The organism is Cryobacterium tagatosivorans, assembly GCF_004402215.1.
In the GTDB taxonomy this organism is placed as follows: domain Bacteria; phylum Actinomycetota; class Actinomycetes; order Actinomycetales; family Microbacteriaceae; genus Cryobacterium; species Cryobacterium tagatosivorans.
Genome location: NZ_SOEZ01000036.1, coordinates 14,966 through 33,669, shown reverse-complemented (window position 1 = coordinate 33,669; position 18,704 = coordinate 14,966). Strand labels below are relative to the sequence as shown.

16 protein-coding genes are annotated in these 18,704 nt (G+C 69.0%); 5 read left to right on the top strand and 11 right to left on the bottom strand.

What is annotated here, in order from left to right; all coding sequences use genetic code 11:
- Positions 1-7: 7 nt before the first annotated feature.
- From E3O23_RS06625 to E3O23_RS06610, 4 genes are all read right to left on the bottom strand, one after another.
- On the bottom strand, positions 8-2,140 hold the full coding sequence (locus E3O23_RS06625; protein ID WP_241983362.1) for an alpha-galactosidase: 2,133 nt from the start codon (positions 2,138-2,140) through the stop codon (positions 8-10).
- A 102-nt stretch (positions 2,141-2,242) separates the two neighbouring features.
- Positions 2,243-3,583: an ABC transporter substrate-binding protein gene (locus E3O23_RS06620; RefSeq protein ID WP_241983361.1), complete on the bottom strand. Its 1,341-nt coding sequence runs from the start codon at positions 3,581-3,583 to the stop codon at positions 2,243-2,245.
- Between the two features lie 99 nt (positions 3,584-3,682).
- Positions 3,683-4,627: a carbohydrate ABC transporter permease gene (locus E3O23_RS06615; protein ID WP_134489348.1), complete on the bottom strand. Its 945-nt coding sequence runs from the start codon at positions 4,625-4,627 to the stop codon at positions 3,683-3,685.
- A 4-nt stretch (positions 4,628-4,631) separates the two neighbouring features.
- Entirely contained in the window at positions 4,632-5,579 is a 948-nt protein-coding gene (locus E3O23_RS06610) for a carbohydrate ABC transporter permease (protein ID WP_134489346.1), read from the bottom strand.
- A 214-nt stretch (positions 5,580-5,793) separates the two neighbouring features.
- On the opposite strand from E3O23_RS06610, the gene E3O23_RS06605 reads away from it, so the two are divergent.
- The 3 genes from E3O23_RS06605 (at position 5,794) to E3O23_RS18075 (ending at position 8,144) form a co-directional block, all read left to right on the top strand.
- The gene (locus E3O23_RS06605; RefSeq protein WP_166790432.1) at positions 5,794-6,732 is read left to right on the top strand and encodes a glycoside hydrolase family protein; all 939 of its coding nucleotides are present in this window, start codon (positions 5,794-5,796) and stop codon (positions 6,730-6,732) included.
- A gap of 144 nt (positions 6,733-6,876) precedes the next feature.
- Positions 6,877-7,977 (top strand): alpha/beta hydrolase, encoded by a 1,101-nt coding sequence (locus tag E3O23_RS06600; RefSeq protein WP_241983360.1) that lies wholly within the window; start codon positions 6,877-6,879, stop codon positions 7,975-7,977.
- A complete protein-coding gene (locus tag E3O23_RS18075; protein WP_166790431.1) occupies positions 7,974-8,144 on the top strand; it encodes a hypothetical protein in 171 nt (56 codons plus the stop codon). The genes E3O23_RS06600 and E3O23_RS18075 overlap by 4 nt, the downstream gene beginning before the upstream one ends.
- 124 nt (positions 8,145-8,268) lie before the next feature.
- Here the strand turns inward: E3O23_RS18075 and E3O23_RS06595 are convergent, their stop codons facing one another.
- On the bottom strand, positions 8,269-8,934 hold the full coding sequence (locus tag E3O23_RS06595; protein WP_134489341.1) for a hypothetical protein: 666 nt from the start codon (positions 8,932-8,934) through the stop codon (positions 8,269-8,271).
- A 118-nt stretch (positions 8,935-9,052) separates the two neighbouring features.
- On the opposite strand from E3O23_RS06595, the gene E3O23_RS06590 reads away from it, so the two are divergent.
- Positions 9,053-11,152, top strand: a complete 2,100-nt coding sequence (locus E3O23_RS06590; protein WP_134489339.1) for a S9 family peptidase — start codon at positions 9,053-9,055, stop codon at positions 11,150-11,152.
- 132 nt (positions 11,153-11,284) lie between these two features.
- Positions 11,285-11,650: a hypothetical protein gene (locus E3O23_RS06585; protein WP_134489337.1), complete on the top strand. Its 366-nt coding sequence runs from the start codon at positions 11,285-11,287 to the stop codon at positions 11,648-11,650.
- Positions 11,651-11,713: 63 nt separating this feature from the next.
- Here the strand turns inward: E3O23_RS06585 and E3O23_RS06580 are convergent, their stop codons facing one another.
- The 6 genes from E3O23_RS06580 to E3O23_RS06555 all read right to left on the bottom strand — a co-directional run bounded on the left by E3O23_RS06580 (position 11,714) and on the right by E3O23_RS06555 (position 18,501).
- On the bottom strand, positions 11,714-12,787 hold the full coding sequence (locus E3O23_RS06580) for an ABC transporter ATP-binding protein (RefSeq protein WP_134489335.1): 1,074 nt from the start codon (positions 12,785-12,787) through the stop codon (positions 11,714-11,716).
- Positions 12,784-14,418 (bottom strand): ABC transporter permease, encoded by a 1,635-nt coding sequence (locus E3O23_RS06575; RefSeq protein ID WP_420897641.1) that lies wholly within the window; start codon positions 14,416-14,418, stop codon positions 12,784-12,786. The genes E3O23_RS06580 and E3O23_RS06575 overlap by 4 nt, the downstream gene beginning before the upstream one ends.
- A gap of 10 nt (positions 14,419-14,428) precedes the next feature.
- Positions 14,429-15,475 carry an iron ABC transporter substrate-binding protein gene (locus E3O23_RS06570; protein ID WP_134489333.1) on the bottom strand — a complete coding sequence of 349 codons (1,047 nt, stop codon included), beginning with the start codon at positions 15,473-15,475 and terminating at the stop codon, positions 14,429-14,431.
- A 157-nt stretch (positions 15,476-15,632) separates the two neighbouring features.
- Complete coding sequence (locus E3O23_RS06565) at positions 15,633-16,412, bottom strand: SDR family NAD(P)-dependent oxidoreductase (protein WP_134489331.1); 780 nt, start codon at positions 16,410-16,412, stop codon at positions 15,633-15,635.
- Positions 16,413-16,415: 3 nt separating this feature from the next.
- On the bottom strand, positions 16,416-17,600 hold the full coding sequence (locus E3O23_RS06560; protein WP_134489329.1) for a thiolase family protein: 1,185 nt from the start codon (positions 17,598-17,600) through the stop codon (positions 16,416-16,418).
- Positions 17,601-17,694: 94 nt separating this feature from the next.
- Positions 17,695-18,501 (bottom strand): TrmH family RNA methyltransferase, encoded by an 807-nt coding sequence (locus tag E3O23_RS06555; protein ID WP_134489327.1) that lies wholly within the window; start codon positions 18,499-18,501, stop codon positions 17,695-17,697.
- Between the last annotated feature and the right edge of the window lie 203 nt (positions 18,502-18,704).

The window sequence follows — 18,704 nt, the reverse complement described above, 5'->3', positions numbered from 1 at the left end:
CTCCGATCTACAGGCGTTCGAGTTCGATCAGGATAGCGTTCTCCGGCAGCAGGATCGGCGGCCGCAGCCCGATCTGCGCCAGGCCAAGGCCGCTCGCCTCGATTCCCGCCGTCCAGGCCGGGGCCCGCTGCTGCAGCGTGTGGGCCGCACCGGCCGACTCCACGATGCGCACGCGGTAGAGGGCGTCCGGGTCGAGCCCCGGCAGCAGGAACCGTGACGGGCTGCTCCCGCCGGCGGCCGATAGCTGCACGTAGGCGAACACCGCCTCCGATCGATCGTGGGCGATCACACCGTGCACGAACGATGACTCGTCCGGCTGCGCGACGCGAACAACCCGCCCGGAGTGCAGCAGAGCCCGCTTCCTCTTGTAATACGCGGCCCACGATGCGAGCTCCAGCCGCTCCACTGTGGTTGTCTCTGTGACGTCCCATTCGATCCCGGCGTGCCCGAAGAGCGCGGTAATCGCCCGGAAGGCCAGGCTGTGCACCCGGCCCGTCGTGTGCGAACGGGTGGGTCCAATGTGAGTTCCAAGGAGCTCGGGCGGGATCGCGAATTGCGTGTAGCGCTGGATGTGCTGGCGTTCCAGGGCGTCGTTGCAGTCGGAGGTCCAAAACCGGTCGGCGTGGGCCGCCATTCCCAGGTCGACGCGCCCGCCGCCCGAGGAGCACGATTCGATTTCCAGGCCCGGGTGACGCCGCTTCAACTCGTCGAAGAGGCGATAGATGGCAGCCGTCTGCCGCCGAACGCCGGCGCCACCGAAGTGAGCCGCCTCGGTGAGCACCCGATTGTGGTCCCACTTGATGTAGGCGATGTCGTACTCGGAGAGCACCGCGTCGACCTGGCCGAGCACGTGGGTGTAGGCGCCTTCGTGCCCGAGGTCGAGGACCTGCTGGCGCCTGGCCTCCGGGGGGACGCGACCTCCGGCCTGGAAGATCCACTCCGGATGCGCCCGGTAGAGGTCGGAATCGACGTTGACCATCTCGCCCTCGAACCAGAGTCCGAACTGCATGCCCGCCGCCTTCACCCGATCGATCAGCGGGTTCAGGCCGTGAGGCCAGACGGCCGGGTCGACGACCCAGTCGCCCAGGCCGGCGGAGTCGTTGCGGCGGCCGAGGAACCAGCCGTCGTCGAGCACGAATCGTTCGACGCCGATCTCGCCGGCCGCGTCGACGAGCTCACCGAGCCTGGTGAGGCCGTGATCGAAGTAGACGGCCTCCCAGACGTTGAGCGTGAGGGGGCGGGCGGTTGAGGGGTGCTCCGGGCGGGACCGCAGCCACCGGTAGAGCCGGTCGGTCATGCCGTCGATGCCGGTCGCGGAGAAGGTTGCCGCGACGGTGGGCGCCGCATAGGTTTCGCCCGCGCTGAGGATGGATTCGCCCGGAAGCAGGAGTTCTCCGGCGCCGATCGAGGTGTGTCCGGATGGCAGCCGTTCGACCAGGTGCCGGGTGTTGCCGCTCCACAGCAGACCGGTACTCCAGACGGAACCGTCTTGATATCCGGCGCCCTCGGTCAGCGCGAGCTGCACAACCGTGTAATCGTGGCTGGAGCGCCCCTCGCGTTCCTCGCGGGCCCAGGTTCCCGTCTGGATCGGGCGGCGTTGGGGCTGGCGTTCCTTCAACCACCGGCCGGTGAAGTCCATCGTCTCGACGGCGTGGTCGGGCAGCGGCAGCCAGGTGGTCAGTTCGCCGAGGTCGAATGGATCGAGACCGACATTGGTCACGGTCTGGGAGATCAGGACGACGCCGGCCGGCTGCATCTGGAAGCACACGGACACGCCAAGGCCCGCCGTCGCATCCACGGATTCGACGAGGAGTGTCGTTCCGGACGATTCAAGCTTCGTGATGGTGAAGAGCTGCGACCAGTCCCCGCCGTCCCGGTGCCCCAGAATCGCCGGTCGTCCGAGGAATCCGCGGGCGTTCTCCCGCCAGACCCCGGGGACCTGCGGTTCGTCGATATTGGACTGTGGGACGCCATCGCCCGTCAGGGCAGCGAGGTCGGTGTTCCGATTGGACGGCCCGAGGTCGGGGCCCCAGTAGACGACGGCCGGTGTGCCCGATGACACATCCACCTGGAAGGAGACCCCGTCGGAGACGAGTTCGATCAGGGTGTCCTGGGGGATGAGAGTGTCTTGCTGGGTCACGGTCTTTGTTTTCCTCGAGATAGGGGGGTGATGCCGACCGGGTGGACGCGGGACGCTTTCTTGCGGCCCGCGCCCAACCGGTCGGCTGGTTCTGACGTTGTGTTACTTGAAGAGGGCGTTGACCTGCTTGTTCACGGCGGTGAGCGAACTGGCCGTGGCCTTGCCGGACATGATGGATTCCATGACCGGAGTCACGAGAGCGGCGACATCCGAGCGGTGGTCGGTGATGGAGTAGAGGAACGTCGTCTTGTCCTCGACCTGCGTGGTGAAGGCGCTCACGTCGATGTCCTTGGCCTTGAACGCCGCAATGGCGGCGTCCGTGGCTGCGGGGATGGCGGGGAAGACGACGGCGGCCTCTGCCACGACCGACTGGCAGTCGATCGAACCCAGGTACTTGACCCACTGCCACGCCTCGTCCGGGTGCTTGGTGCCGGCCGCGATGTTGTCGGCGAGACCGTTGAACATCGACGCACGCTTGCCGCTCGGCCCGGTCGGGGTCGGGGCGATGGCGGGCGTGAACGTGTCGCTCTTGGCGCCGAACACGGCACCGGTCATCCACGAGCCGTTGCTGGCCATGGCCACCTTGCCGGCAGTGAGCTGGTCGGACCAGCCGATGCCGGTCTGGGCCTCGAACGAGGGCATGTAGCCCTTCTCCACCAGCGAGTACCACCAGTCGATAGTGGACTGGAACCTGGGGTCGTCGAAGTTGTACTCGTCGCCCCAGGCGCCGTTGGTTTCTTCCCATCCGGTGGTGTGGGCGAGGAAGCTCCACTGGGTCTGGCCGTCGCTGCCGCCCGAGTTCTCCATCCAGAGGCCGTAGGTGGCGACGTTCTTCTTGTCGAAGCCTGCTTCGTCGCCGCGGACGCCGTTCTTGTCGACCGTGAGGTGCGCGATGGCCGCCTCGTAGGTGCCGCCGTCGTCCGGGTTCCAGTCGAGGGTGGACAGCTGGTCGGCGGTGAGGCCGGCGGCGTCAGTGAGCTGCTTGTTGTAGAACATCGCGATCGTGTCGAAGTCCTTGGGCAGACCGTACTGCTTGTCGTCGGTGCCCTTCCACAGGTCGGCGAGGCCCGGCTGGTACGCCTTCAGGTCGACGCCATCGGCTTTGATGTAGTCGTCGAGCGGAAGGATCTGCTTGTTCAGCATGAACTCGGGGAAGTTGGCCAGGTGGCTCGTGAAAACGTCATAGTTTTCGCCCGAGACGAAGCCGGTGTTGATCTTGTTCCAGTAGTCGTCCCAGCCGAGCTGCTCTACCTTGACGGTGATGTCGGGGTTCGCCTTGTGGAAATCGGTGGCGCACTGCTTGTAGGCGGGAGCCTGGTTCGCGTCCCAGAGGCCGTAGGTCAGGGTGGTTCCTGAGGCCGACTCCGCGGAGGACGCGGAGCAGCCGGTCAGCACGAGAGGAATCGCGGCGAGGGTTAGGATCGCCACTCGGTTCATCTTCATGGTCGTTTCTCTTTCTCTTGGTGTTGGGTGTTTGCAGGCACCGAGGCGGCGCCGCAGTTCGCTCCACTGTGAGCGAAGATCGTGGGGATATTCACGGGGTTATTTCACGCCGGACGACTGGATCGAGCCGACGATCTTGCGACCGAACACGAGCATCAGGATGAAGATCGGCACGGCGGCGATGAGGGCGCCGGCCATCAGTCCGGCCCAGTCGGGGTTTCCCTGCGGGGTCTGGGACTTGAAGATTCCGAGGCCGACGGTGAGGAGCTTGGACTGCTCGCTCTGCCCGACCAGGAACGGCCAGAGGTAGTCGTTCCAGTACTGGATGAACTGCAGGATGGCCAGCGTGATGATCTGTGGCCAGGCGAGGGGCACCACGATCGTGCGGAAGATCCGCCACTGGTTCGCCCCGTCGATGACGGCCGCCTCGATGATGCTGCGATTGATCCCGAGGAAGAACTGCCGGAGGAAGAAGATCGCGAACGGCGTCATGAACATGGTCGGCAGCGCGATCCCGAGGATCGAGTTCAGCAGCCCGAGGTCCTTCACGAGGATGAAGTTGGGCAGCAGGGTGAAGATGCCGGGGACCATGAGCGCGATGAGGAAGATGCTGAAGACCTTGTCGCGTCCCTTCCAGTTGAGCAGCGCGAAGGCGTAGGCGGCCATCGAGCTGAACGTGACCTGGAACACCGTGATCAGGGTGCAGGCGGCGATCGAATTGAGCATGTACTGCGCGAAGTTGATGGATGCGCCCGACCCGCCCTCCGCGAGGGCCTCCTCGGTTGTGGCGAGGCCGAGAACCCGCTTGAGCGGACCCCAGGTGAAGTCGACCGGCAGGAGGCTGAGCGGCTCCGCGAACATGGCGCGGTTGTTGCTGAAGGCCGTGCGGAACATCCAGTAGATCGGGAACAACGTGATCAGGATCACGATGACCAGGGCGAGGCGACCGAAGAACTTCGCTACCTTCGATTTGGCGAGGGACGGGTCGTCCTCCCTCGATGCCTGCCGGGCGGCGCGGCCGGCCTTGAAGGCGATGATGGTCATGGTGCTACCTCTCCAGGTCGGATTCGTTGGCTCGCAGGAGCTTGTTCTGCAACAAGGCGATCGCGGCGAGGATGATCATGAGGATCACGGCCAGCGCGGATGCGTAACCGAAGTCCAGCCGCTCGAAGGCGCGCTGGTAGATGTAGTAGTTGATCGCCCGGGTGGCATCCACCGGACCGCCGCCGGTGGTCACGGCGATCGTGTCGAAGATCTGGAACGAACCGACCACGGTGACCACGAGCACGAAGGCGAGCACGGGGCGAAGCAGCGGAAGGGTGACGCTGCGGAAGACCCGCCATTCGCCGGCGCCGTCTACCTCGGCGGCTTCGTAGACGTCCTTCGGGATGGCCTGGAGGCCGGCGAAGAGCAGGAGCGCGGTGTAGCCCAGGTGGCGCCACACGTTCACCATCGCGATCGTGCCCATGGCCACGTTCTCGTTACCGAAGAAGCCCACCTTGTCGATGCCGAAGAAGTCGAGCGCGGCGTTGATGATGCCGAGGTTGTAGTCGCACAGCCAGAACCAGACCAGGGCGACGATGACGTTGGCGATGAGGTACGGGAGCATGATGACCCCGCGCACGACCATCGAGCGGGTGAAGCGCTGCATGAGAACGGCGAGGCCGAGGGCCGCTGCGGTCTGCACCCCGACGTTCATCACGACGTATTCGAGGGTGACCTTGAGGGAATTCCAGAACACCGGGTCAGTGGAGATGGCCACATAATTGTCGAAGCCGATGAACGTCGACGGCCGGAGCAGGTTGTAGTCCGTGAAGCTGAGGTACAGTCCGCGGATGGCCGGCCAAGCGAAAAAAACGACGAAGCCGATCGAGGCGGGAATCAGGAAGAGTATTGCTGCCTTGAGTTGGGAGTCCCGGCGGGCTTTCTTTTTCGCCGGTGGCTTCCTGGGAACGTCCTCCTGCGAGGTTGCTTCCCGGTCTGCGGTAATCGTCATCGATCTACCTCCTCCAACTTCCTTGTCGAGAGAGATACTTTCATGTTGCAAGTATGTAAGTCAATAGCTGAGCAATCATTCCGTGACAACCGCGCGGGGACTCGACAATTGACCCGGTCGGCGCTGTATTATTTTCAATGATGAAGCAAGTACTCAGCAGCGATCGGGGGCCGATCGGCTCAAAGGCTCCAGGAGCTTCGAGGATGTGGGCGTTGTGATTGCGATAGACGGCTTCTGGATCTGGGATTCCTGGTACATCGAGCACGCCGGCTCCTGGCACGCCTTCTACCTGAAGGCGCCCACCGCGCTCGGCGACCCGGACCTCCGCCACGCGAATGCGCGGATCGGACACTCCGTCTCATCGGACCTGGCCGAGTGGACGGCGCTGCCGGACGCGCTGGGCCCCGGTGCGGACGGTGACTTCGATGACCTGGCCGTCTGGACCGGAAGCATCGTTCGGCACGCCGGCGTGTGGCACCTCTTCTACACCGGGGTGGAAAAGCGCAGCCGAACGAAAATTCAGCGGGTCGGCCACGCCACATCCGTGGACCTCCTCTCGTGGGACCGGGTCTCGAACGCGCCGGTCACAACGGCCGACGACCGCTGGTATTCGACCGCCGCCCGACCGCCATCGTTCGACGAGCCGTGGCGCGATCCGTGGGTTTTCCGGGAAGACGGGCTCTGGCACATGCTCGTCACCGCTCGCGAACCGGCAACCGACGGCTCGGCGCACGGGTCGGTGGGCCACTGCATATCGCCCGACCTCCTGGCCTGGGAGGTCGCCCGCCCGCTGAGCAGCAGCTCCGGGTTCGGCCAGATCGAAGTCATGCAGGTCCTGCAGGCCCGGGGCCGTCATCTGCTGGTCTTCTGCGCCGCCGCTTCCGACGTCATCGCCGAGGGCGTTCCGGCAGTCACGGGCACGTACACGGCGCCCGCCGATGGGCCGCTCGGTCCCTTCCACTTCGACCGCGCCGAACCCATCCACGCACCCGGGATCTACGCCGGCCGGGTCGTTCGGAAGTCGCGGGGCGACCTCGTCCTCCTGGGGTTCGTCGATTCGGACGCCGGTGGCGCCTTCGCCGGCGTGATCTGCGATCCCATCCCGCTCCGCCTCACCGCGCGCGGCACCCTGCAGCCGGAAGGCGAAGCCTGACCTGACTCCGAACGCCTTCAGTTCGCCTCAGCCGGCGGGGATGCTTCGGAATCGCGGATTTGCCGTCTGAGATTCCATCGTCGACCCCTTGCTATCTCAAACATCTATGTATAGGTTACGGATATCAAAGTCAAACATAAGTGTTTGATTTCTGACGTCGGCGGCGTCAACCTGACCGCCGCCCCGCTTCCAGTAAGGAGACCGACCATGCTCGACCACCCTCGCACCCCCGCCCGAGCGGCTGCGGCCCCGGACCAGCCCGCTCCAGGCAAGAGCCGCCGGCGCTGGACCCGGCGGCTTCGGATCACCGGAATCGTCGCGCTGTCCGCACTGGGGCTCGCGCTTGCGTCCACAACGGTCAACCTGACCCTCGAATCCGCCGAACGGGCGAGCATCGCCCCCTACGGCGAACGGGTCAAGGTCAGCGGCGGCTCGCTCAACGTCTACCAAACGGGCACAGTCGGCCCGCCGATCGTGCTGCTCAGCGGGCTCGGCACGGCGGCGCCCGCTCTCGATTTTGCCCCGCTGATCCGGGCACTCGGCGACCGCAAGACCATCGTCGTCGAGGGCTTCGGCTACGGCTACAGCGACATGACCGCCCCCGCCCGGACCGTGGAGAACATCACGGCCGAAATCCACGAGGCGCTCGCCAGGATTGGCGTTGCCGAGCCCTACGTCCTGGCGGGGCACTCCATCTCGGGTTTCTACACGCTCTACTACGCCAATGCCTACCCGGAGGAAGTGTCCGCGGTCATCGGGATCGACCCGACCATGCCCTCCGGCAAGGCCGATCAGCGGGCGGCCGGCGAATCGAAGGGCTCGAAGGGAGGCATCCCCTGGTCGCGGATCCCCTCGGTCACCGGCCTCGTCCGCCTGGCCGACTCGATCGCCCCCAGCCTCGCCGAACCGGCCGGCGACGCCTACACGGCCAGCGAGCGCGAACGGCTGCGCCTGATGTCGAGCTGGAACTTCGCCAACCCGGCCCTCACCGACGAAGGGCTCGAGATGGGCAACAACGCTTGGAAACTCCAGGGGCTCAGCTACCCCGATGGCATCCCGGTGCTCGACTTCCTCGCCCAGGAGTCGATCGACACGATACCCGGCTGGGTTGGGGACCACGAACGCCAGCTCGAGAACGTTCGGCAGCACAAGATCGTCCTGCTCAAGGGCGACCACTACCTGCACTGGACCCAGTCCGCGGTCATGGCCGAGGAAATCACCGACTTCCTGAAGGCAACATCATGATCATGCTCATCGCCCTGGGAATCCTGGCGCTCGCGGGGATAATGGGAACCGTCCACCGGCTCGTTCGCGACACCCCCGGGCGGGTCGCCACCAGGGGCGCCACCCGGGTCGCCAGCGCCCTCACGCGCTCCCGCGATCACGAGCTGCTCGCCTTCGCGCCCCGGTGATTTTGAGCTACGCGTGCGATACGCCGCTGCGCGCGTGGCGCATCGCCCGCGTAGCGGCGTACAGCCCGCGCATCCTGCCCGCACCACCGAATTCGGAGACACGCCCCAGGCCGCAGCCCGCCCCCTATGGGGCGGGCTGCGGCTCGGGTACCGGCGCGGGGGCCTGGTCGGCCGCCGTGTCGGACCTGGTAGCAAGCTCCGCGATGAAGGTGAAGACGATCGCCGCGGCGATCAAGGCCAGCAGGACCACGGCGTCGCTCAGGTCGAACCAGGCAAACTTGTTCCACGCCGACAGCGGGACAGTAGCCGACCAGATGGCGAAGGCGACGCCGCTCAGGAGGGCTCTCGTCAGGAGAATCCTGGTCGTGTTCCTGGCCCGGTAGCAGGTGAAGGCCTGGAGCAGGACCGCGAGCGCGGCGGCGACCACCCACAGCCGGGCGGAGATGACGGGGTTTGCGCCCGAACTCACTGCGGGCTGGGCGAAAGCGACCGCAGCGGCGTAGAGGACGGCGGCCTCTGCGGGGATCCAGTCGGACAGCGCGGACAGGTACTTGACGAACAGTTCTTCCAGCGTCGGTTTCGGTGCAGCGGGGGCGACCGGCTGCTCGCCGAGATCCGTTTCCGTGGCGTCCTTGCGGAGCACGCCGCGGGTGCGGAGATCGTTCTGGACCTGATGCCGAACGACCGCGGCTTTGTAGTCGCGGACCTCGGCTTCGTAGGCATCACGTCGGGCTGCGGAGAGGTAGCGGACGGGGTCATCTGTGCGACGAGCAAGGCTGAATGCGGACATGATTCGGTCCCTTCACTGCGTTGCGGTGCGGTTTGATGCGCACAACGTACACCCGGCTCGCTCACAGGCATGAGCCCCGAACGGGGGCGATCTTGGGCCCACCCGCTAGCGTGGGGCCATGACAACGCAGTCCGAGCTCTCGCCGTTTTCCACCCTCGATGACTACATCGCGCTCCCCCGGGTGGAAGGCCTCGCGCTCTCGCCGGACGGCCGACGGGTCGTTCTCACCGTCGCCACGCTCTCCCGGGACCGCACCAGCTATGACCGCGCACTCTGGTCCGCAGCCGCCGACGGCTCGGGCGTGCCCACCCGGCTGACGCGTTCGGCCAAGGGAGAATCCGGCGTCGCGTTCACCGGGTCCGGAGACATCCTCTTCGTCTCGGGGCGGCCCGACGCCGACGCCGAGAAGGACACCGAGGCCGCCCAGCTCTGGCTGCTCCCCGCCGGCGGCGGCGAGGCCCGCGCGGTCACCCGGCTGGCCGGCGGCGTGTCCGGCATCGCCGCCACGGCCGCCCGGTCGGACACGATCGTGATCGCCGCGAACCTGCTCGTCAGTGCGGCCGACCTCGAGGCCGACGCCACGGCGCGCGGCCTGCGCAAGGACAAGAAGGTCGCCGCCATCCTGCACGAGAGCTACCCGGTGCGGTACTGGGACGAGGACCTCGGCCCGGCCGAGCCGCACCTCTTCTCACTCGACCTGTCGGCGCTCGAGGACGTCCTGGCCGCCACGGCCCCCGACGCGGCCGGCTCGGACAAGAGAGCGGATGCTCCCGCTCCCTACCCGGCCGACCTCCCCCGCCCCCGGGACCTCACTCCCGGCCCCGGCCGCTCGGGCGACACCGCCGGGCAGGCCCTCACGCCCGACGGCCGCACCCTGATCGCCGCGCTGCGAGCGCAGGAACAGCGCTCCGGCCGTGCCGTCCTCGTGTCGATCGACCTGGAAACCGGCGTGCAGACCGTGCTCTTCGACGAAGAGCACGTGGACTTCGCGGCCCCGGCGGTCAGCCACGACGGCAGCCGCCTGGCGTTCGTCCGCGCCGAGGACAGCACCCCCGACGGACCCGCCGACCAGGAGCTCTGGGTCGCCGACATCGACGGCGGCCGGCCCCGCCGCGTCGCCGTGGGCTGGGACCGCTGGGCCTCGAGCCTGGTCTTCGACGCGGACGACCGGTCGCTCATCGTCACCGCCGATCACGACGGCCGCGGCCCCGTGTTCCGCGTCCCGCTCGACGGGTCGGCCGTGCAGCAGGTCACGACCGACCAGTTCAGCTACACCGATGTGGCCGTCGACGCGGCAACCGGCGACCTCGTGGCGCTGCGGTCCTCGTGGCTGGCGCCGTCGCATCCGGTGCGGATCGGCCGGTCGGGCGAGGTCACCGTGCTCGCGACGCCGACGACACCGCCGCCCGCCCCCGGCAGGGTCACCGAGATCGAGACACGGGCCGAGGACGGCGCGCGGGTGCGCGCCTGGCTGCTGCTGCCCGACGGGGCCTCGGCCGAGCATCCGGCGCCGCTGCTGCTCTGGATCCACGGCGGGCCGCTGAACAGCTGGAACGCCTGGAGCTGGCGCTGGAGCCCGCTGCTGGCCGTGGCCCGCGGCTACGCGGTGCTGCTGCCCGACCCGGCCCTGTCGACCGGCTACGGTCTCGAGTTCATCGCCCGCGGCTGGGATGCCTGGGGCGCCAAGCCGTACACCGACCTCCTGGCGATCACGGATGCCGCGGAGGCTCGCGCCGACATCGACGGCACGAAGACGGCCGCGATGGGGGGCTCGTTCGGCGGGTACATGGCGAACTGGATCGCGGGGCACACCGACCGGTTCCGCGCGATCGTCAGCCACGCGAGCGTGTGGGCACTCGACCAGTTCAACGGCACGACCGACAGCTCGCACTACTGGCAGCAGATCTCCTCCGCGCAGGGGATGATCGACAACTCGCCGCACCACAGCGTGCGCGACATCGTGACGCCGATGCTCGTGATCCACGGCGACAACGACTACCGGGTGCCGATCGGCGAGAGCCTGCGGCTGTGGTCAGAGCTCGCCGAGCACCACGCTGAGCCCGACGGGAGCACCCGGCACAAGTTCCTCTATTTCCCCGACGAGAACCACTGGGTGCTGAAGCCGCAGCACGCCGTGGTCTGGTACGAGACGGTGTTCGCCTTCCTCGACCAGCACGTTCACGGGGCGGCGTGGAAGCGGCCCGAGCTGCTCGGTTGACCCGCGAGCTGATCGGCGCGTTCGTCCAGCGCGCGACCAGGGGCGCACGGGCGTATCCCGAGGAGACGATCACCGCCAGCGAAGGGTGACGTCCCGCCCGGCGCGGCAGCCCACGGAGGAAAGGCGGTCCACGTGTCGACACCCGTCAACGCACCCGGCCCTGGACCCACCTCACGCGGCACCGGCGTGTGGCTGCGCACGCGTCCACGCACGCCGATTGGCTGGTGGGCCATCGTGCTGTCGGTCATCGGCCTGGCGTCGTGGCTGATCCTGCCCCTGATCACGACGATTTTCGGCGAAACCTATCCGGTCACCGACTCGTGGGTGATGCCGGCGATCGGAACCGTCCTGATTGACGCGGCGGCCGTGCTGAACGTGTTGTGCGTCTGGCCGTTGCGTGAGCGCTCGGTGCTGAACATCATCGCGCTCTGCGTGACGGTGCCCTTTGCCCTGTTCTTCACCCTGTTCGTCGTCGGCGAGGGCCTGGGCGGCGCATAGCCGCAGCGCGACCGGATCACCGCGGCCACTGCGCCGAGCACGACGACGTCGCTAACAACCGGGTCAGGGCGCCGAAACGGGCTCGCGCGGGTAGGCGATGGCCGGCCCGATCGCCGTGACGCCGACCCGGCTGCCGACCACGGCGTTGCTCGTGCCGCGCTGGCGCACGCGGATGACGCCGTCCGCGGCCGTCGCGTCGCCCGCGCCCTCGAGGCGGATGGTGAGCAGCACCTCTGAGCCGTAGAACTCGACCGCCTCGACCCGTCCGGCGCATCCGTCTGCCTCGGCCGGGCCGACCGCGAGCTGCTCCGGGCGGAACATGATCGACGCGTCGCCGCGAATCGGCGTGGGAACGATGGGCACAGCGCCGAGGGCGCAGCGGGCGAGTTCGCCCTCGACCGTGGCGTCGAGCACGACGGCATCGCCGAGGAACCGCGCGGTGAACAGGTCGACCGGCCTGGCATAGAGCTCGCGCGGCGAGCCAACCTGCGTGAGGCGACCCTCCCGGAGCACGGCGAGCTGGTCGGCGAAGGACAGCGCCTCCGCCTGGTCGTGCGTGACGAGCACGGTCGTGACGCCCTCGCGCGCGAGCGTGTCGGCGACGACCTCGCGGGTGGCCGCGCGCAGGCCGGCGTCGAGCGCCGAGAACGGCTCGTCGAGGAGCATGACCTTCGGGCGCCGGGCGAGCGCCCGGGCGAGCGCGACGCGCTGCTGCTGCCCGCCGGAGAGCTCGTCGGGCCGGCGCGGGGCGAAGTCCGCGTCGAGGGACACCATGTTGAGGAGCTTCCGCACGGCGCTCGCGCGTCCCCCGCTCTTGCGGATGCCCAGGCCGAACGCGATGTTCTCGCCGACGGTGAGGTGCGGGAACAACGCACCGTCCTGGGCGACGACTCCGATTCCCCGCTGGTGGGCTGGAACCGCCGCGCCCACGCCGGCGACCCGGCGGCCGCTGACCGTGATGGTGCCGGCATCCGGGAAATCAAAGCCGCTGATCAGCCGGAGCAGTGTGGTCTTGCCGGAGCCCGACGAGCCGACGACGACCGTTCGGCTGCCCTCCGGCACCGACAGCTCGATCTCGCGCAGCACGGCGATCTGCAGGAAGCTCTTGCTGACGCCGTCCAGTTCGATCGCGCTCACGGGGCGCTCACCAGCCGGGACTTCGCGAAGAGCAGGTACGTCACCGGGAGGGAGAGGGCGATCATGAGCAGTGCGTAGGGTGCCGCGCCGGCATAATTGATGTCATTCACCTGTGACCAGAATTGGATGGCGAGCGTGCGGGTGCCGTTGGGCGCGAGCAGGAGCGTGGCCGTGAGTTCGTTGACGATTCCGAGGAAGACGAGGGCGGCGCCGGCCAGGGCAGACGGCGCGATGAACCGGGCGGTCACGCCCAGGAACGCGGCGGCCGGCGGGCGGCCGAGCGAGCGAGCGGCCTCCTCGAGGCCGGGGGGAACCTGCGCGAGCCCCGCGCGAAGGTTCACCAGGGCTCGCGGGAGGAACATGAGCAGGTAGGCCACGATTACGAGCACCGCCGTTTGGTAGAGGGGTTGGACGAGACGGATGCTGACGGTCACGAGCGCGAGCGCCGTCACGATCCCGGGCAGGGAACTGGTGACGTAGTTGATCGACTCGAGGGCGCGGGCCATCCGGCTCGGAAAACGGATCGCGAGGAACGCGATCGGAAACGCCAGCCCGCAGGTGACGGCCGCGCCGATCGCGCCGTACAGCACGGTCTGAGCGAGCGCCGACACCACGACGCCGTCGGCCCAGGCCGCCGCCCCGCCGGCGACGATCCAGCGCAGCACGCTCCAGAACGGCACCCCGATGGACAGCACGAACACCCCGGCGAGGAAGGCCCAGCCGAGGGGCGTGAGCGCGCCGAGCGGGCGCCGGCGGGCGGCCCGCGCCACGCCGGAGCCGATCCGCGCGTAGCGGGCGCGCCCGCGGCCGGCCGACTCGCCGACGAGCAGGAACAGGCAGCACAGCACGAGAACCCCGGCGAGGGCGGTCGCCGCCGGCCCATTGAAGGTCGAGCGGTACTGGTCGACGATGGCCGTCGTGAAGGTGTCGAACCGGATCATCGCGAATGCGCCGTACTCGGCGAGCAGGTGCAGCCCGACAAGCAGGGAGCCGCCGAGCAGCGGCAGCCGCAGCTGCGGCAGGACGACGCGGAAGAAGACCCGCCAGGGACCGGTGCCGAGCGACGCGGCCGCCTCTTCCACGGTGAAGTCGAGGCGCCGGAGCGCGGCGGCGCAGGGCAGGTAGACCAGCGGGAAGTAGGAGAGGCTGGCGATGAGCACGCCCGACCAGAGCCCGTTGAGCGAGGGGATGGCGCTGACCCAGCCATAGCTGTTGACGAACGCGGGCACGGCGAGCGGGGCGGCCAGGAGCACCGCGAAGACCCGGGCGCCGGGGATGGTCGTGCGCTCGACCAGCCACGCGGCGAGCACCCCGACGACGGCGCAGATCGGGACCGTGACGACGACGAGGCCGATCGTGTTCACGAGCAGCTCGCCGACGCGCGGTCGGAACACGAGGCCGGAGAGTTCCGTCCAGCCGGTGAGGGCAGCGGTGACGACCACGTAGCCCAGCGGCAGGAGGCCGAGCAGCGAGACGGCGACGGCGATCAGGACGATCGCCAGCGGGGGACGGCGTTTCGGAACGCGTCCGCGCCTGCCGGGCCCGGCCGCACCGCGGCCGCGCGCCGAACCTCCCGCAGGCTGCTGCGGGAGGTTCGGCGCCGGCTTCACGGTCGCGTGCTCTGGTGGCACCGGGCGCACCCTAGAGGAGGCCAACCTCGGTCATTAGGTCGGTGACCCTGGTGCTGTTGAGTTTGGACGGGTCGACCTCGGGCGCCTCGAGCTCGTCGAGCGGAACGAGCTGCGGGTTGGCATCCGTCTCGCTCGCCACCGGGTACTCGAACGAGGTGCCCGTCTGCAGGATCTCCTGGCCGGCCTTGCCGGTGATGAAGGCGAGGAACGCCTGCGCGGCCGTGGGGTTCTTGCTCGTGCCGAGCACGCCGCCGCCGGACAGGCTCACGAAGGCGCCGGGATCCTGGTTCTTGAAGTAGTGCATCTTCGTGTTCGAGCTGTTCTCGCCGGTTCCGGCCTGGTCGCCGAACCAGTAGTAGTGGTAGATCACGCCGGCCGGGATCTCGCCGGCGTTGATGGCCTTCATGACGGTGCTGTTGCCCTTGTAGGCGACGGCGTTCTCCTTCATCGCGGCGAGCCAGGATTTCGCCTGGGCCTCGCCCTTGAGTTCGAGGAGCGCGCTGACGATGGCCTGGAAGTCGGCGCCGGACGGCGAAGCGGCCCAGCGGCCCTTCCAGCTCGGGTCGGCGAGGTCGAGGAGCGAAGCCGGCAGGTCCTCCTCACTGAGGAGCTTGGGGTTGTACGCGAAGACGGTCGAGCGGGCCGCGATGCCGGTCCAGTTGCCCGTGCTCGGCCGGTACTGCTCCGGCACGTTCTCGAGGGTGGCTGCGGCGACCGGAGCGAGCAGCTTGGCGTTGTCGACGAGGGTCATCGCGGGCGAGTTCTCGGTGAGGAAGACGTCGGCGGGCGATGCCGTCCCTTCCTGCACGATCTGGTTTCCGAGCTCCGCGTCGTCGCCGTTGCGGAGGGTGACCGTGACGCCGGTCTCCTTGGTGAACTCATCGGCCCAGGCCTGGGTGAGCTCCTCATGTTGGGCGTTGTACACGGTGATCGACCCGGACGGTTTCCCGCTGGAGGCCGGAGGGCTGGTCGGGGCGCCGGCGCTGCAGGCGCTCGTGCCGAGCACCGTCGCGATTCCGATCGAGGCGATCATGGTCCATCTGCGTGTCAAAGTCATAACGTGCGGTGCTTCCTTCGGTGGCATGTGGGGCGGCTGGGAAATCTTAGGTAAGCCTACCCTAAGCAGAATTCCGCCGCCGCCACCCGGTGTCACTCCGCGTCACAGTCGCCGCGGCCGGTAGCGGCAGCGGCAGCGGCAGCAGCCCGGTGGCGGACTACCTGGGCTGCATCCGGATGGCGCCGTCGAGACGGATGGTTTCGCCGTTGAGCATCGGGTTCTCCACGATGTGCCGCACGAGTGCCGCGTATTCGCTCGGGTCGCCGAGCCGGGACGGGTGCGGCACCTGCGCGCCGAGGGAGTCCCGAACCTCCTGCCTCATGCCCTGCATCATCGGGGTGTCGAAGATGCCAGGCGCGATGGTCATCACCCGGATGAACGACTGGGCGAACTCGCGGGCGAGCGGCAGGGTCATCGCGGCGACCCCGCCCTTCGACGCCGCGTAGGCGGCCTGCCCGATCTGCCCGTCGAAGGCCGCGACCGACGCGGTGTTCACGATCACGCCGCGCTCGGATGCGCCCTGGCCGGGGCCGCCGAGCGGTTCGGTCTGCGCCATGGCCGCGGCGGCCAGCCGGATCACGTTGAACGTGCCGACGAGGTTGATCCGGATGGCGCGTTCGAAGTCCTCCAGCGGCAGCGGGCCGCCCCGGCCGACGGTCCTCGCGCCGGGGGCGATGCCGGCGCAGTTGACGACGATGCGCAGCGGGGCCAGCGCGGTCGCGGCATCCACCGCGGCCTGCACATCGGAGGGGCTGGTCACGTCGCCCGGAGCGAAGTGGGCGCGGGCGCCCCAGGAGGCGGCGATCCGGTCGCCGGGCGATCCGGGGAGGTCGAGCAGCACCACGGTGGCGCCGGCCGCGTGCAGGGCCGTGGCGGTGGCCAGACCGAGGCCGGAGGCGCCTCCGGTGACGAGGGCGGAGCATCCGTCGATCTGCATGGGTTAGAGCCTTTCGATTATGGTGGCGTTGGCCATGCCGCCGCCTTCGCACATGGTCTGGAGGCCGAAGCGGCCGCCGGTGGCTTCGAGGTGGTTCAGGAGGGTGCCGAGCAGGCGCGTGCCGGAGGAGCCGAGCGCGTGGCCGAGGGCGATGGCGCCGCCGCGCGGGTTGAGCCGCTCGGGGTCGGCGTGCAGTTCCTCCAGCCAGGCCAGGGGAACGGAGGCGAAGGCCTCGTTGACCTCGTAGGCGTCGAGGTCGTCGATGCCGAGGCCGGCGCGGTCGAGGATGCGCCGGGTCACCGGGATCACGCCGGTGAGCATCAGCATGGGGTCGCTGCCGGTGACCGCGAAGCTGTGGAAGCGGGCGCGGGGGGTGAGGCCGAGCTGCTCGGCGCGGGCGGCGCTCATGATCAGCGCGGCGGAGGCGCCGTCGGTCAGCGGCGAGGAGTTGCCGGCGGTGGTGTGCCAGTCGAGGTCGGGGAAGCGGGCGGCGAGGGCGTCGGTGCGGAACGCCGGTCCGAGGCCGGCCAGCGAGTCGACGGTGGTGCCGGGCCGGACGGTTTCGTCCCGGCCGACAACGCGGCCGTCGGGGGTGGTCACGGGCACGATCTCGCGCGCGAAGTCGCCGCGCCCGGCGGCCTCCGCGGCGAGCCGGTGCGAGCGGGCGGCGAAGGCGTCGAGCGCGTCCCGGCCGAGGTCCCACCTCTCGTTGATGAGTTCGGCCGAGACGCCCTGGCCGACGAGGCCCTTCGGGTAGCGCTCGCGCAGGAGCTCGCCGGACGGGTCCTGTCCGCCGAGCGAGGAGCCGAGCGGCACCCGGCTCATCGACTCCACGCCGCAGGCGATGACGATGTCGTAGCTGCCGGCGATGACGCCCTGGGCGGCGAAGGTGGCCGCCTGCTGGCTGGAGCCGCACTGCCGGTCGATCGTGACGGCCGGCACGGAGTCGGGGAAGCCCGCGCCGAGCAGCGCTGTGCGGGTGATGTTGAAGCCCTGCTGGCCGGCCTGGCTGACGCATCCGCCGATCACGTCGTCGACGAGGGCCGGGTCGAGGCCGTTGCGGCTGACCAGTTCGCCGAGCACGCCGGCCAGCAGGTCGGCCGGATGCACGCCGGAGAGGGCGCCGCCGGGCTTGCCGCGCCCGGACGGGGTGCGCACGACATCCACGATCACGGCTTCGTTGCTCATCCCCCCAGCCTAGGACACCCCCGCGAAACCGCAGTTGTGCGCGCTAAACGGGCGTTTTAGCGCGCACAACTGCGGTTTCGCGGGGGTTCCGGGCTCAGGTGGAGAGGGCCCACATGGCGACGGCGCTGGCCGCGGCCACGTTGAGCGAGTCGATGCCGTGCTTCATCGGGATCTGCACCACGGTGTCGGCCGCCGCGAGCGCCTCGACGGTGAGCCCGTGCCCCTCCGCGCCGAGCACGAGGGCGAGCCGGTCGTGCGCGCGGCCGTCGAAGTCGCGCAGGCTTACGGCATCCGGAGTCAGCGCCAGGGCGGCAACGTGGAAGCCGTGCCGGGTCAGCAGCTCGCGGGTGGCCGGCCAGTCGCCCACGCGGGTCCAGGGCACCTGGAGCACCGTGCCCATCGAGACCCGGATCGCGCGCCGGTAGAACGGGTCGGAGCAGCGCGGAGTGACAAGGATCGCGTCGGCGCCGATCGCGCCGGCCGAGCGGAAGATCGCGCCGACGTTGGTGGGGTCGGCGACGTTCTCGAGGATGACGATGCGGCGGGCGCCGGCGAGCAGTTCGTCCGGATCGGGCAGGGCCGGTCGGTGCATCGAGGCGATCAGCCCGCGGTGCAGGATGTACCCGGTCAGCTCCTCGAGGAGCTCTCCCGGGCCGACGAAAACCGGCACGTCCTCCGCCCGATCGCCGAGGGCGGCCAGGGCCTCCCCGGCCGACCCGCCGAGGGCCAGCACCGAGCGCGGCTGGTGCCCGGCCCGCAGCGCCCGCTCGAAGACGAGCAGCGACTCGGCGAGGTACAGCCCGTGCTCGGAGCCGCGAGCCTTCTTCAGCGCGACATCGGTCAGGTGGGCGTAGTCGGCCAGCCGCGGGTCGCTCAGCTCGGTGATCTCGATGACGGGCATCCGCAAAGTCTAGGCGCGCCGCCCCCGGCGCGTGCCCGGCGCGTGCCCGGCGCCGGCTCAGGTCGCCACACCCGAAACGGCGCCCGTGCGCACAACTCCTCCAATTTGCCCGGGCCCCGGATGCGCTGCCACGGAAACACGCGGCAGCGACGGGAGAGCGCAACAGACTGGAGGAGTTATGCACGGGGAGCAGGGGCGTGCGG

Excerpts from the sequence above, each read along its gene's own strand:
- E3O23_RS06620 (WP_241983361.1), bottom strand. The coding sequence starts at position 3,583 with ATGAAGATGAACCGAGTGGCGATCCTAACCCTCGCCGCGATTCCTCTC.
- E3O23_RS06615 (WP_134489348.1), bottom strand. The coding sequence starts at position 4,627 with ATGACCATCATCGCCTTCAAGGCCGGCCGCGCCGCCCGGCAGGCATCG.
- E3O23_RS06610 (WP_134489346.1), bottom strand. The coding sequence starts at position 5,579 with ATGACGATTACCGCAGACCGGGAAGCAACCTCGCAGGAGGACGTTCCC.
- E3O23_RS18075 (WP_166790431.1), top strand. The coding sequence starts at position 7,974 with ATGATCATGCTCATCGCCCTGGGAATCCTGGCGCTCGCGGGGATAATG.
- E3O23_RS06595 (WP_134489341.1), bottom strand. The coding sequence starts at position 8,934 with ATGTCCGCATTCAGCCTTGCTCGTCGCACAGATGACCCCGTCCGCTAC.
- E3O23_RS06590 (WP_134489339.1), top strand. The coding sequence starts at position 9,053 with ATGACAACGCAGTCCGAGCTCTCGCCGTTTTCCACCCTCGATGACTAC.
- E3O23_RS06570 (WP_134489333.1), bottom strand. The coding sequence starts at position 15,475 with ATGACTTTGACACGCAGATGGACCATGATCGCCTCGATCGGAATCGCG.
- E3O23_RS06565 (WP_134489331.1), bottom strand. The coding sequence starts at position 16,412 with ATGCAGATCGACGGATGCTCCGCCCTCGTCACCGGAGGCGCCTCCGGC.
- E3O23_RS06560 (WP_134489329.1), bottom strand. The coding sequence starts at position 17,600 with ATGAGCAACGAAGCCGTGATCGTGGATGTCGTGCGCACCCCGTCCGGG.
- E3O23_RS06555 (WP_134489327.1), bottom strand. The coding sequence starts at position 18,501 with ATGCCCGTCATCGAGATCACCGAGCTGAGCGACCCGCGGCTGGCCGAC.